This window comes from Streptomyces noursei, assembly GCF_016917755.1.
In the GTDB taxonomy this organism is placed as follows: domain Bacteria; phylum Actinomycetota; class Actinomycetes; order Streptomycetales; family Streptomycetaceae; genus Streptomyces; species Streptomyces yunnanensis.
In genome coordinates this window covers 3,684,404-3,697,154 of the sequence record NZ_CP070326.1, presented here as the reverse complement: position 1 = coordinate 3,697,154, position 12,751 = coordinate 3,684,404, and the positions used below count along the sequence as shown (strand labels likewise).

At 74.2% G+C, this 12,751-nt stretch carries 10 protein-coding genes; 7 read left to right on the top strand and 3 right to left on the bottom strand.

The annotated features are described in order from the left end of the window. Window positions 1-154: 154 nt before the first annotated feature. The 3 genes from JNO44_RS16375 to hemW all read left to right on the top strand — a co-directional run bounded on the left by JNO44_RS16375 (window position 155) and on the right by hemW (window position 5,965). Entirely contained in the window at window positions 155-2,044 is a 1,890-nt protein-coding gene (locus JNO44_RS16375; RefSeq protein WP_205364908.1) for an AMP-dependent synthetase/ligase, read from the top strand. 276 nt (window positions 2,045-2,320) lie between these two features. Then, window positions 2,321-4,447 carry a SpoIIE family protein phosphatase gene (locus JNO44_RS16370; RefSeq protein ID WP_205369910.1) on the top strand — a complete coding sequence of 709 codons (2,127 nt, stop codon included), beginning with the start codon at window positions 2,321-2,323 and terminating at the stop codon, window positions 4,445-4,447. Between the two features lie 285 nt (window positions 4,448-4,732). Continuing rightward, window positions 4,733-5,965 (top strand): radical SAM family heme chaperone HemW, encoded by a 1,233-nt coding sequence (gene hemW / locus JNO44_RS16365; RefSeq protein ID WP_205364905.1) that lies wholly within the window; start codon window positions 4,733-4,735, stop codon window positions 5,963-5,965. A gap of 90 nt (window positions 5,966-6,055) precedes the next feature. Here the strand turns inward: hemW and JNO44_RS16360 are convergent, their stop codons facing one another. The 3 genes from JNO44_RS16360 to JNO44_RS16350 all read right to left on the bottom strand — a co-directional run bounded on the left by JNO44_RS16360 (window position 6,056) and on the right by JNO44_RS16350 (window position 8,086). Next, window positions 6,056-6,331, bottom strand: a complete 276-nt coding sequence (locus JNO44_RS16360) for a DUF1876 domain-containing protein (protein ID WP_067351688.1) — start codon at window positions 6,329-6,331, stop codon at window positions 6,056-6,058. A 95-nt stretch (window positions 6,332-6,426) separates the two neighbouring features. After that, complete coding sequence (locus JNO44_RS16355) at window positions 6,427-7,269, bottom strand: DUF3097 domain-containing protein (protein ID WP_205364903.1); 843 nt, start codon at window positions 7,267-7,269, stop codon at window positions 6,427-6,429. 82 nt (window positions 7,270-7,351) lie between these two features. Beyond that, window positions 7,352-8,086: an MBL fold metallo-hydrolase gene (locus tag JNO44_RS16350; RefSeq protein WP_205364902.1), complete on the bottom strand. Its 735-nt coding sequence runs from the start codon at window positions 8,084-8,086 to the stop codon at window positions 7,352-7,354. Between the two features lie 412 nt (window positions 8,087-8,498). On the opposite strand from JNO44_RS16350, the gene hrcA reads away from it, so the two are divergent. The 4 genes from hrcA (at window position 8,499) to JNO44_RS16330 (ending at window position 12,738) form a co-directional block, all read left to right on the top strand. Further along, window positions 8,499-9,515: a heat-inducible transcriptional repressor HrcA gene (hrcA, locus tag JNO44_RS16345; protein WP_073442209.1), complete on the top strand. Its 1,017-nt coding sequence runs from the start codon at window positions 8,499-8,501 to the stop codon at window positions 9,513-9,515. Continuing rightward, the gene (gene dnaJ / locus JNO44_RS16340; RefSeq protein ID WP_205364901.1) at window positions 9,516-10,652 is read left to right on the top strand and encodes a molecular chaperone DnaJ; all 1,137 of its coding nucleotides are present in this window, start codon (window positions 9,516-9,518) and stop codon (window positions 10,650-10,652) included. It abuts the gene before it with no gap. A gap of 245 nt (window positions 10,653-10,897) precedes the next feature. Beyond that, entirely contained in the window at window positions 10,898-11,998 is a 1,101-nt protein-coding gene (locus JNO44_RS16335; protein ID WP_205364900.1) for a nitronate monooxygenase, read from the top strand. Next, a complete protein-coding gene (locus tag JNO44_RS16330; RefSeq protein ID WP_205364899.1) occupies window positions 11,995-12,738 on the top strand; it encodes a 16S rRNA (uracil(1498)-N(3))-methyltransferase in 744 nt (247 codons plus the stop codon). The genes JNO44_RS16335 and JNO44_RS16330 overlap by 4 nt, the downstream gene beginning before the upstream one ends. The last annotated feature ends 13 nt before the right edge of the window (window positions 12,739-12,751 follow it).

Genomic DNA, 12,751 nt, shown 5'->3' with positions numbered 1-12,751 from the left:
CGGTCAAGCGCGTGTCATGTGCACTTATCGCTCGGGTCACATCGTGAACCAGTCGGGTGCAGCCCCTTACGTGGCGGCGTCACGCGCTCTACTCTGATCACTGCTCAAGGTTACTCGCGAGTCACCAGCAACGAAGCGGGCCCCGGAGGACGCCGTGACCGACACCCACACGCTGATCGACAACCGGCCGCCTTCGGTGGCGACCCTGTTCCTGGAGCGGGTCGCGGCCACCCCGGATACCGAGGCATACCGCTATCCGGTCCCGTCCTCCACCGGCGCCGGACCGGACGACTGGAGCGTGCTGACCTGGAGCCAGGCCGCCGAGCGGGTGCTCGCCGTGGCCGCCGGGCTGATCGCGCTGGGCGTGCACCCCGAGGAGCGGGTGGCACTGGCCGCCAACACCCGGGTGGAGTGGATCCTCGCCGACCTCGGCGTGCTCTGCTCCGGCGCCGCCACCACCACCGTCTACCCCTCCACCAACACCGACGAGACCGCGTTCATCCTGGCCGACTCCGGCAGCCGGGTGCTGATCGCGGAGAACGCCGCACAGCTCGCCAAGGCCCGCGAGAAGCGCGCCGAGCTGCCCGAGCTGGCGCACGTCGTGGTCATCGACGGGGCCGACGCCCGGCCCGCCGAGGACGACCCGGAGGACTGGGTGCTCTCCCTCGCCGAGCTGGAGAAGCGCGGCACCGCCTATCTGGAGCAGCACCCCGAGTGCGTCGAGGAGCGGGTCGCCGCGCTCCGCGCCGACCAACTGGCCACCCTGATCTACACCTCGGGGACCACCGGCCGCCCCAAGGGCGTCCGGCTGGCCCACGACTGCTGGGCGTACATGGCCCGCGCCATCCAGGCGACCGGGATGGTCACCGCGGACGACGTGCAGTACCTCTGGCTGCCGCTGGCGCACGTCTTCGGGAAGGTGCTGACCGCCGGGCAGGTCTCCGTCGGGCACGTGATCGCGGTGGACGGCCGGGTCGACAAGATCATCGAGAATCTGCCGGCGGTCCGCCCGACCTACATGGCGGCCGTCCCGCGGATCTTCGAGAAGGTCTACAACGGCGTCGTGGCCAAGGCCCGGGAGGGCGGCGGGGCCAAGTACAAGATCTTCCAGTGGGCGGCCGGCGTGGCCCGCGAGTACGCCAAGGTCTCCCAGGACAACTTCCGGCACACCGGCAACGCCTCGGTGCCGTTCGCGCTGGCCGCCAAGCACAAGGTCGCCGACGCCCTGGTCTACGCCAAGCTGCGGGAGGCGTTCGGCGGCCGGCTGCGCGCCGCGATCTCCGGCTCCGCCGCCCTCGCCCCCGAGATCGGCTACTTCTTCGCCGGCGCCGGCATCCACATCCTGGAGGGCTACGGCCTGACGGAGTCCAGCGCCGCCAGCTTCGTCAACCCCGGCGAGGCGTACCGCACCGGCACGGTCGGCAAGCCGCTGCCCGGCACCGAGGTCCGGATCGCCGAGGACGGCGAGATCCTGCTGCGCGGCCCCGGCATCATGCAGGGCTACCACGGCCTGCCCGAGAAGACCGCCGAGGTCCTGGAGGAGGACGGCTGGTTCCACACCGGCGACATCGGCGAGCTGTCCCCGGACGGCTATCTGCGGATCACCGACCGCAAGAAGGACCTGATCAAGACCTCCGGCGGCAAGTACATCGCGCCCGCCGAGGTGGAGGGCCAGTTCAAGGCGATCTGCCCGTTCGTCTCCAACGTGCTGGTGCACGGCGCCAACCGGAACTTCTGCACCGCCCTGATCGCACTGGACGAACCGACCATCCTCAAGTGGGCCGAGGAGCACGGCCTGGGCGGCAGGAGCTACACCGAGGTCGTCGCCACCGACCAGGCCCGCGCGCTGATCGACGGCTACGTGGAGCGGGTCAACGAGGGGCTCCAGCGGTGGCAGCAAATCCGCAAGTTCCGTTTGCTGCCGCGCGACCTGGACATCGAGCACGGCGAGATCACCCCCAGCCTCAAGGTCAAGCGGCCGGTGGTGGAGCGGGCGTTCAAGGACCTGATCGACGAGATGTACGCCGGCGCACGGGAGGCGTAGCGGCGGCGGGCGCGGTGCGGTGCGGGCCCCGGGAGTGCCCGGGGCGCCCCCGCGCCGCACCCTCGTGCCCGTCCGGCGGCCGGCGGTCCGGCGCGCTCCGGGCGGGCCCTGCGGGGTGCCGTGGCGCGCCGGCCAACTGCCATGCCGCGTCAGCCGAATTGACCCCTCTGACCACGCACTTCCGTGACTCACCGCTTATGTGCGGGCTCGTTCTGTCACTCTGGCGTTGGCGCATCCGGCGTCGCTGGGGAACTGCTCGGGAGTTGCTCAATGAGGATGACAACTTCGGCCGGACGGGACGACGTTACCGGGGCCGCCGCCCGCTCCCTGCGGGCCACGCTGCCCGGCGACCCACGGGCCGCGGCGGCCGCGCGGCAGTTCGTCCGGGCCGCCTTCGCCGACTGGACCGCGCGCCGGCTGCCGGGCGCCGACCGGCTCACCGACCGGCTGGCCGACGAAGCGGTGCTGCTGGTCAGCGAGTTGGTGACCAACGCGGTGGTGCACGCGGGCACCACCGTCGACGTGCTCTGCCGGCTCGACCCCGCCGAGGAGCCGGTGCCGCACCCCGACGACCCCCCGGACGCCGTTCCCGAGGAGCAGCCCCGCCCCGGCCTGGTCGTCGAGGTCTCCGACCGGCACCCCACCCAGCCGGTCCGGGCCCGCGAGGACACCGGGGCCTACGAGGGCGGCGGCCACGGGCTCCGGCTGATCAGCGCGGTGGCCGAAGCCTGGGGCGTCACCTACCGGCGGGCGATGAAGACGGTGTGGTTCCGGTTGCCGGTCGGCGGCCCGGACGCCGCCTGGCCCGAGCCGGACACCGCCGACGGCACCTACGACGCCTACGACACCTGTGACGCCTACGACAGCTACGGCACCTACGACGCCTTCGGCACCGCCGATGCCGCCGGCGCCCCCGATGCCGCCGACGCCCTCGACGCCTACGGAGTCCTCGACGACCGGACGTTCCGGCGCGCACTACGGGCCTCCGAGCTCCTCGCCCCGGTGCCGCGCCGCCCCGCGCCGCCCGAGGACCGCCCCGAACGGGACCGCGGCGGCGTCGACAACGGCGCGCTGTCCTTCCTCGCGGAGGCGTCCGACCTGCTCTCCGGACAGTTGGACGCCGACCAGGTCGCCTCGCTGGCCTGCCAGCTGATCGTTCCGCGGCTCGCCGACTGGTGCGCGGTGTGGCTGCACGACGGCGACGGCGGCGCCCCCGGGCGCGGCCTCAGCGAGGACGGTGAGGTGCCGCGGCTGGCCCGGGTATGGCACCTGTCCGAGGGCCGGATCGACTCGCTGCGGGCCTCCCTGGAGAAGGCGCCGCCGGGCCTGGGCGACGACGGCAGCACCGACAGCCGGCCGGTCCCGGTGCCCTGGCCCTGGCCGTACGAGCCGGCCGGCCGCGAGACCGGCGGCGCGGCCCTGGCCTGCCCCCTGGTCGCCGGCGGCCGGCGGCACGGCACCCTGCTCCTCGGCCGGGCCGGGCTGCGCCGCTTCCCCGGCGAGGTGGTCGCGCTGACCGAGGACCTGTGCCGCCGGGCCGCCCGGGCGGTGGCCACCGCCCGCGCCTACAGCCGCCAGGAACGCATCAGCCGGGTCCTCCAGCGCCGGCTGCTGCCCCAGGGGCGGGCGCGGGTGCCCGGGGTCGCGTCGGCGGTGGTCTACGAGCCGCGCGAGGGCGCCTGGGCCGGCGGTGACTTCTGGGACCTCTTCGACGCAGGCGACGGCCGCTGGTGCTTCGCGCTCGGCGACGTCTGCGGCTCCGGGCCCGAGGCCGCCGCGGTCACCGGGCTGGCCCGGCCGGTGCTGCGGCTGCTGGCCCGCGACGGCTTCGGCGTCGCCGAGGTCCTGGACCGGCTCAACAAGACCATGGCCCGGGAGGCCGCGGACTCCGTCGCCGCGGTCGCGGCGGCGGTGGCGGCGGCCGGCGCGGGCGCGGAGGCCCCGGTGGAGATCCGCGAGGAGGGCGAACAGGCCCGCTTCCTCTCCCTGCTCTACGGCGAGATCGTCCCGTACCGCGGCGGTGACGGCGGTGCCCGCTGCACTCTCGCCAGCGCCGGCCACCCGCTGCCGCTGGTCCTGGGCGTCGACGGCGCGGTCCGGGTCGCGGCGGCCCCGCAGATGCTGCTCGGCGTCGTCGAGGACGCGTCGTACGTCAGCGAGTCCTTCGACCTCTGCCCCGGGGAGACGCTGCTGTGCGTCACCGACGGGGTGACCGAGCGTCGCTGCGGCCGGCGGCTCTTCGACGACGAGGACGGGCTGGCCTCGGCGCTCGCCGCGGCGGCCGGGCGGAGCGCCGAGGCCATCGCCGAGCACATCCGCCGCACGGTGCACGCCTTCGGCCCCACGCCGCCCGACGACGACCTGGCGCTGATGGTCCTCCAGGCGGCGGGCGGGCGCCCGTAGGGGAGGTGCGAACGGATCCCGTAGGGGGTGCGCGGCCCCCCTGCGGGGCCACAACCGGGTGGGCGGGGGCGGTATTCCAGCCGGCCGCTCCGGGCGCCGCTCCGGGCGCCGCTCCGGGCGCCGCCCCGGGCGCCGCCCCGGGGCTGCCCCGGGCCCGCCGCCACAGCCGCCCCGGGCCCGCCGTGGTGGTCGACGCGGGCCCGCCGCCCCGGCTGCCCGGGGGCCGCCGCCCGCTCTCCGGGCACCCCGCTCCGGAACCGTTCGGCATGACGGACAATGGACCCCATGCCTTCCGCACTGCCAGATGGTGAGCCGATGCCCCAGGACGGGGCGCTGCCCCGCCATGCGCTGACCGGCGCCGCCGAGCGCCCCCTCGGCTTCTATCTGCACGTGCCGTACTGCGCCACCCGCTGCGGCTACTGCGACTTCAACACCTACACCGCCGGCGAGCTGCGCGGCCCCGGCGGCGTCCTGGCCTCCCGCGAGAACTACGCCGACACCCTCGTCGAGGAGGTCCGGCTGGCCCGCAAGGTGCTCGGTGACGACCCCCGCCCGGTGGAGACAGTCTTCGTCGGCGGCGGCACCCCGACCCTGCTGCCGGCCGCCGACCTCGGCCGGATGCTGGCCGCGCTGCGCGACGAGTTCGGGCTGGCGCCCGACGCCGAGATCACCACCGAGGCCAACCCGGAGTCCGTCGATCCGCGCTATCTCGCCGAGCTGCGCGCGGCCGGCTTCAACCGCGTCTCCTTCGGCATGCAGAGCGCCCGGCAGCACGTCCTGAAGATCCTCGACCGCACGCACACCCCGGGCCGCCCCGAAGCCTGCGTGGCCGAGGCCCGGGCGGCCGGCTTCGCGCACGTCAACCTCGATCTGATCTACGGCACCCCCGGCGAGTCCGACGACGACTGGCGGGCCACCCTCGACGCCGCCACCGGCGCCGGCCCGGACCACGTCTCCGCCTACGCCCTGATCGTCGAGGAGGGCACCCAGCTGGCCCGCCGGATCCGCCGCGGCGAGATCCCGATGACCGACGACGACGTGCACGCCGACCGCTATCTGATCGCCGAGGAGCGCCTCACCGCCGCCGGCTACTCCTGGTACGAGGTCTCCAACTGGGCCACCACCGAGGCCGCCCGCTGCCGCCACAACGAGCTGTACTGGACCGGCGCCGACTGGTGGGGCGCCGGCCCCGGCGCGCACAGCCACGTCGGCGGCGTCCGCTGGTGGAACGTCAAGCACCCCGCCGCCTACGCCCAGGCCCTGGCCGAGGGCCGCTCCCCGGGAGCGGGCCGCGAACTGCTCGCCGACGAGGACCGCCGCGTCGAGCGGATCCTCCTGGAACTCCGCCTCGCCGCCGGCTGCCCGCTCTCCCTCCTCGCCCCCGCGGGGGCGAGCGCCGCCGCCCGCGCGGTGGCCGACGGCCTCCTGGCGCCCGGCCCGTACGAGGCGGGGCGGGCCGTGCTGACGCTCCGCGGTCGCCTCCTGGCGGACGCGGTGGTCCGCGATCTGGTGGACTGACGCCTCCCGACGGGCCGGCGCCTCCCGGCGGGCCGTCGCGGCGCGGCGTCAGCGGCCCAGCGGTCCAACGGCCCGACCGGCTGGGGGACTTCAGTGGGTCAGCGGCCGCGACACCCGCCCCGATGCCGAGTCGATCTCGTCGTGCGCCTTGGTCAGCAACTGCATCGCCAGATCGTTGAGGGCTCTGGCCCCCGCGACCTCCTCGCCGACCCGGGGCTGATTCCCGTCGGCCGGGTGGCGGCTGGCATAACCATGGGACCGCACTTCGGTCCCGTCGGGCAGCCGTACCAGCGCGGCGGCTCGGGTGCGGTGGGTGTCCTCCTCGAATTCCAGCTCGACATGCCATCCGACAGCGGTCTTCAACATGGCGGTCACCTCCGGAATCGCTGCTACCAGAGTGCGCTCACCGCCGGTCCGGCGCACGGCGTGCACCAGGGGCGCACGCCGTGCGCGGCGGGCCCTCAGCGGCCGTCCGCCCCCTCCGGCGCCGTCACGAAGTCGATCAGCTCCTCGACCCGGCCCAGCAGCGCCGGCTCCAGGTCCTTGTAGGACCGCACCCGCGACAGGATCCGCTGCCAGGCCGCACCGGTGTTCTCCGGCCAGCCCAGCGCCCGGCACACCCCGGTCTTCCAGTCCTGGCCCCGGGGGACCCGCGGCCACGCCGGGATGCCCACCGAGGACGGCTTCACCGCCTCCCAGACGTCGATGTACGGGTGGCCGACGACCAGCGCGTGCTCCCCGGTCACCGCCGCCGCGATCCGGGACTCCTTCGAGCCGGGGACGAGGTGGTCCACCAGGACGCCCAGGCGCGCGTCCGGACCGGGGGCGAACGCGTCGACGATCGCCGGGAGGTCGTCGACGCCCTCCAGGTACTCCACGACGACGCCCTCGATCCGCAGGTCGTCGCCCCAGACGCGCTCCACCAACTCCGCGTCGTGCCGCCCCTCCACGTAGATGCGACCGGCGCGGGCGACCCGGGCGCGCGCCCCGGGGACCGCGATCGAGCCGGACGCGGTGCGCGCCGGGCCGCTCGGCGCCGGACGGCCCTGCGGCCGGACGAGGGTGACGGTCCTGCCCTCCAGGAGGAAACCGCGCGGCACCATCGGGAACACCCGCTGCCTTCCGAAGCGGTCCTCCAGCGTGACCGTCGGGCCCTCGGCGGTCTTCTCGCACCGCAGGACCGCGCCGCAGTAGCCCGTCACCACCTCCTCGACGACCAGCCCGGGATCGGCCGGCACCTCGGGCACCGGCTTCGGCTTCTTCCAGGGGGGAGTGAGGTCGGGGCTGTAGTGCCTGCTGTGCATGCGGGTCTGCTTCCTGGGGATCGGCGGGGCGGTGGTCCCCGGTGCACGGGGCGCCGGGGCGACGGTCAAGCGGGGTGGCGGATCAGGGCGATTCGGTGCCGAAGCGGGCGGCCAGCGCGTCCCGCTGGGCGCGTACGAAGCGGGCGTCGACCACCGCGCCGTGGCCGGGCACGTACACCGCGTCCTCGCCGCCCAGCGCCAGCAGCCGGTCCAGCGCGGCGGGCCAGAGCCGGGGCAGTGCGTCCCGGCCCGCCTGGGGCTCGCCGGACTCCTCGACGAGGTCGCCGCAGAACACGATCTCCCGTTCACCGGCCCGGCCCGGCACCAGGACGGCCAGGTCGTGGGCGGTGTGACCGGGGCCGACGTTGGCCAGCAGCACCTCCCGGTCCCCGAGGCGGACGGTCAGCTCCCCGTGCACGTGGTGGTGCGGGGCGACCAGCAGGTCCGCGGCCTCCGCCGCGGCGTCCGGGTCCACGCCGTGCCGGACCGCGGAGTCCCGCAGCTCCTCCTTGCCGTGCCGCAGCAGCTCGGCCAGCCCGGTCGCGCCGAACACCTCCACCCCCGCGAAGGCCGCGGTGCCCAGGACGTGGTCGAAGTGCGCGTGGGTGAGCGCGACATGCGTCACATCGCGGCCCAGCACCGCGCGGACCGTCCGGCGCAGTTCGGCCCCGGCACCGAGCGTCGGGCCGGTGTCGACGATCAGCACGCCGTCCGAGCCGGCGATCACGCCGATCGTCTCGTCCCAGCCGGGCATCCGGCGCCGGACGACACCCTCGCCGAGCCGCTCCCAGCCCGCCTCTTCCCATGTGGTGCGCATACCGAGACGCTAGCCCCTGTCGTCGAACTCCCGCCTGCCGTCCGACGTCCGGCACGCACCGCGGGCATCGGACGGGAGCGCGGCGGCAGCACGACGCGGGGGCCTGGCGCCCCCGCGACAGCGTGGCCCCACACCCGTGGCGAGCGGCCGGACGCCGGTCCGGTACGGACACCGCCCGGGGCTCTCGCCCGGGGCCGTGGGGGCGGGATCAGGGGGACCTCGGGGTGCGGTCAGGGGGCTCTCAGGGGCGACCCGGGGGTCGGATTCCGCGGTGGTGGGTAAGCCCTCGGTACGCCCGCCCTTGCCGCATCCGTGCTACCCGGCCGTACACTGGCTCCGGGTCTGGCACTCGGCCCGTGCGAGTGCCAGGAGAAGAGACGACACGGCGGGACGGCCGACTGGAGGTGGCGGAATGCTCAGTGAACGCAGGCTCGAAGTGCTGCGCGCCATCGTCCAGGACTATGTCGGGACGGAGGAGCCGGTGGGCTCCAAGGCGCTCACCGAGCGCCACAAGCTGGGTGTCTCCCCGGCCACCGTCCGCAACGACATGGCGGCCCTGGAGGACGAGGGCTACATCGCCCAGCCGCACACCAGCGCCGGCCGCATCCCGACGGACAAGGGCTACCGCCTCTTCGTCGACAAGCTCGCCGGCGTCAAGCCGCTGTCCGTCCCCGAGCGACGGGCGATCCAGAACTTCCTCGACGGCGCCGTCGACCTGGACGACGTGGTGGGCCGCACGGTGCGCCTGCTGGCGCAGCTGACCCGGCAGGTGGCGGTGGTGCAGTACCCGTCCCTGACGCGGTCGACGGTCCGGCACGTCGAACTCCTGGCGCTGGCCCCGGCCCGGCTGATGCTGGTGCTGATCACCGACACCGGCCGCGTCGAGCAGCGGCTCATCGACTGCCAGACGCCGTTCGGCGAGACATCCCTGGCGGATCTGCGCGCCCGGCTCAACAGCCGGATCGTCGGCCGCCGTTTCACGGACGTCCCGCAGCTGGTGCAGGATCTCCCGGAATCCTTCGAACAGGACGACCGGGCGACCGTCTCGACAGTACTGTCGGTACTGCTGGAGACTCTGGTGGAGGAGACCGAAGAGCGGCTCATGATCGGCGGCACCGCCAATCTGACGCGCTTCGGGCATGATTTTCCCCTGACCATCCGGCCGGTGCTGGAAGCCCTTGAGGAGCATGTGGTGATGCTCAAGCTGCTCGGGGAGGCCAAGGACTCGGGCATGACCGTGCGCATCGGGCATGAGAATGCTCACGAGGGCCTGACGTCCACCTCGGTCGTCACCGTCGGATACGGTTCTGGCGACGAGGCCGTCGCGAAATTGGGCGTGGTCGGACCGACCCGCATGGACTACCCCGGAACGATGGGAGCGGTACGCGCAGTGGCACGTTACGTCGGACAGATCCTCGCGGAGTCGTAAGTGGCCACGGATTACTACTCGGTCCTCGGTGTCGGTCGGGACGCCTCGCAGGACCAGATCAAGAAGGCGTTCCGGCGGCTGGCGCGCGAGCTGCACCCGGACGTGAATCCGGACCCCAAGACCCAAGAGCGGTTCAAGGAGATCAACGCCGCCTACGAGGTCCTCTCGGATCCGCAGAAGAAGCAGGTCTACGACCTCGGCGGCGACCCCCTCTCGCAGTCCGGCGGTGCCGGCGGCGCGGGCGGCTTCGGCGCCGGCTTCGGCAACTTCTCCGACATCATGGACGCGTTCTTCGGCACGGCCTCGCAGCGCGGTCCGCGCTCGCGGACCCGCCGCGGCCAGGACGCCATGATCCGCCTCGATGTCGAGCTCAGCGAGGCCGCGTTCGGCACCACCAAGGACATCCAGGTCGACACCGCCGTCGTCTGCACCACGTGCAGCGGCGAGGGCGCGGCGCCGGGCACCTCGGCGCAGACCTGCGACATGTGCCGCGGTCGCGGTGAGGTCTCGCAGGTCACCCGGTCCTTCCTGGGCCAGGTCATGACCTCCCGGCCCTGCCCCCAGTGCCAGGGCTTCGGCACGGTCGTGCCGACGCCGTGCCCCGAGTGCGCGGGCGACGGACGGGTCCGCTCCCGCCGCACCCTCACGGTCAAGATCCCGGCCGGTGTCGACAACGGCACCCGGATCCAGCTGGCCGGCGAGGGCGAGGTGGGCCCCGGCGGCGGCCCCGCCGGCGACCTCTACGTCGAGATCCACGAGCTCCCCCACGCGGTGTTCCAGCGGCGCGGCGACGATCTGCACTGCACGGTCACCATCCCGATGACCGCGGCGTCGCTGGGCACCAAGTGCCCGCTGGAGACGCTGGACGGGATGGAGGAGGTCGACGTGCGGCCCGGCACCCAGTCCGGCCAGTCGATCCCGCTGCACGGCCGCGGCGTGACCCACCTGCGCGGCAACGGCCGGGGCGATCTGATCGTCCACGTCGAGGTGCAGACCCCGACCAAGCTCGACCCGGAGCAGGAGGAACTCCTGCGCCGACTGGCCAAGCTGCGCGGCGAGGAGCGCCCCCAGGGCCAGTTTCAGCCGGGGCAGCAGGGGCTGTTCTCGCGGTTGAAGGATGCGTTCAACGGGCGGTAGCTGTTCGGCCGGGGGTCCGGGGGGTGTCCCCCGGGCAGGCACAGCCAGCCGGGGCAGCAAGGACTGTTCTCGCGGTTGACGGATGCCTTCAACGGACGGTAGTCGTTCGGCCGTCCGCCTGGGATCGTTCCCCGGGCGAGCGCGGCACGAGGCAGGAGCCACCCCGACCGGGGCGGCGGTCCGGGAGTTTCCCGTGACCGCCGCCCCGGTTCTGGGTGGGGTGCCGGGCGTGACACGATGTGGGCATGCCCACCGCGCTCACCGATTTCTGCCGTCACCCCATCGTGCAGGCCCCGATGGCGGGCGGCGGCTCCGGACCCGAGCTGGCCGCCGCCGTCTGTGAGGCCGGTGGCCTCGGCTTCCTGGCCGCCGGCTACAAAACCGCCGACGGGATGTACCAGGAGATCAAACAGCTGCGGGGGCTGACCGGCCGGCCCTTCGGCGTCAACCTCTTCATGCCGCAGCCCGCCCTCACCGACACCTCCGCCGTCGAGGTCTACCGCGAGCAACTCGCCGGCGAGACCGCCTGGTACGAGACCGAGCTCGGCGACGTCAACGGCCCCACCGACGACGGCTACGAGGCCAAGGTCGCGATCCTGCGCGACGATCCGGTGCCGCTGGTCTCCTTCACCTTCGGCTGCCCCTCGCGGGCGGTCCTCGACGCGTTCGCCGAGGTCGGCACGTACACCGTCGTCACGGTCACCACCGCCGCCGAGGCCCAGGCCGCCCAGTGGTCGGGCGCGGACGCGGTGTGCGTACAGGGCGTGGAGGCGGGCGGCCACCAGGGCACCCACCGGGACGATCCGCACGCCGACGGGACAGGCTCCGGGCTGGGCCTGCTGGCGCTGCTCGCCCAGGTCCGGGAGACGGTGCAGATCCCGGTGATCGCCGCCGGCGGGCTGATGCGCGGCGCGCAGATCGCGGCGGTGCTGGCCGCCGGAGCCTCGATGGCGCAGCTGGGCACCGCGTTCCTGGCCACCCTCGAGTCCGGCGCCAACCCGCTGCACAAGCAGGCGCTGACCAACCCTCTTTTCACGCATACCGAGTTGACCCGGGCGTTCTCCGGGCGGCCGGCCCGCGGCCTGGTGAACCGTTTCCTGCGGGAGCACGGCCCGTACGCCCCGGCCGCCTACCCCGCCGTGCACTACCTCACCGCCCCGGTCCGCAAGGCCGCCGCCAAGGCGGGTGACGCGCAGGGGCTCAACCTCTGGGCGGGGCAGGGGCATCGGCTGGCGCGGGAGATGCCCGCCGGGCAGTTGGTGGGGGTGCTGGCCGCCGAACTCGACGCCGCCCGCGTCTCGTTGGGCCTGGGCGGCCCGGGCTACGGACCGGGCGGTGCGGTGTGACCGCGCCCGTCTTCCTGGTCGAGTCGCTCGCCGGTGTACGGGCCGGGGGCACGCTGACCCTGGACGGTCCCGAGGGCCGGCACGCGGTGTCGGTGCGGCGGCTGCGGGTCGGCGAGGAGGTCGTGCTGACCGACGGCGCCGGGACCGGTGCGGAGGGCACGGTCGCCGCCGTCGAGGGCAAGGACCGGCTGACCGTCGCCGTCAGCGGGCTGCGCACCGAGGAGCCGCCGGTGCCCACCCTCACCGTGGTGCAGGCGCTGCCCAAGGGCGACCGCGGGGAGTTGGCCGTGGAGACCATGACGGAGACCGGAGTGGACGCCATCGTGCCGTGGTCCGCGGCGCGCTGCGTCACGCAGTGGAAGGGCGAGCGGGCCGCCAAGTCGCTGGCCAAGTGGCGTGCCACGGCACGCGAGGCGGGCAAGCAGTCCCGCCGGCTGACCTTCCCGCGGGTCGCCGACCCGCTGTCGACCAAGCAGGTCGCCCAGCTGCTCGCCGACGCCGACTTCGCCGCCGTCCTGCACGAGGAGGGCAGTACCCCGCTCGCCACCGCCGAACTCCCCACCGAGGGCTCGATCGTGCTGGTCGTCGGCCCCGAGGGCGGGGTCTCGCCGGAGGAGCTGGCGGCCTTCGCCGAGGCGGGCGCCAAGCCGTACCGCCTGGGCGCGTCCGTGCTGCGGACGTCCACGGCCGGCACCGCGGCGACCGCCCTGCTGCTGGGCCGCACCGGCCGCTGGAGCTAGCCCGCAACGTCCC

Bases quoted from the DNA above. Each gene is read 5' to 3' on its own strand.
- hemW (WP_205364905.1), top strand. From the start codon at position 4,733: ATGCCTTCCGCACTGCCAGATGGTGAGCCGATGCCCCAGGACGGGGCG.
- JNO44_RS16370 (WP_205369910.1), top strand. From the start codon at position 2,321: ATGACAACTTCGGCCGGACGGGACGACGTTACCGGGGCCGCCGCCCGC.
- JNO44_RS16335 (WP_205364900.1), top strand. From the start codon at position 10,898: ATGCCCACCGCGCTCACCGATTTCTGCCGTCACCCCATCGTGCAGGCC.
- hrcA (WP_073442209.1), top strand. From the start codon at position 8,499: ATGCTCAGTGAACGCAGGCTCGAAGTGCTGCGCGCCATCGTCCAGGAC.
- JNO44_RS16350 (WP_205364902.1), bottom strand. From the start codon at position 8,086: ATGCGCACCACATGGGAAGAGGCGGGCTGGGAGCGGCTCGGCGAGGGT.
- JNO44_RS16355 (WP_205364903.1), bottom strand. From the start codon at position 7,269: ATGCACAGCAGGCACTACAGCCCCGACCTCACTCCCCCCTGGAAGAAG.
- JNO44_RS16360 (WP_067351688.1), bottom strand. From the start codon at position 6,331: ATGTTGAAGACCGCTGTCGGATGGCATGTCGAGCTGGAATTCGAGGAG.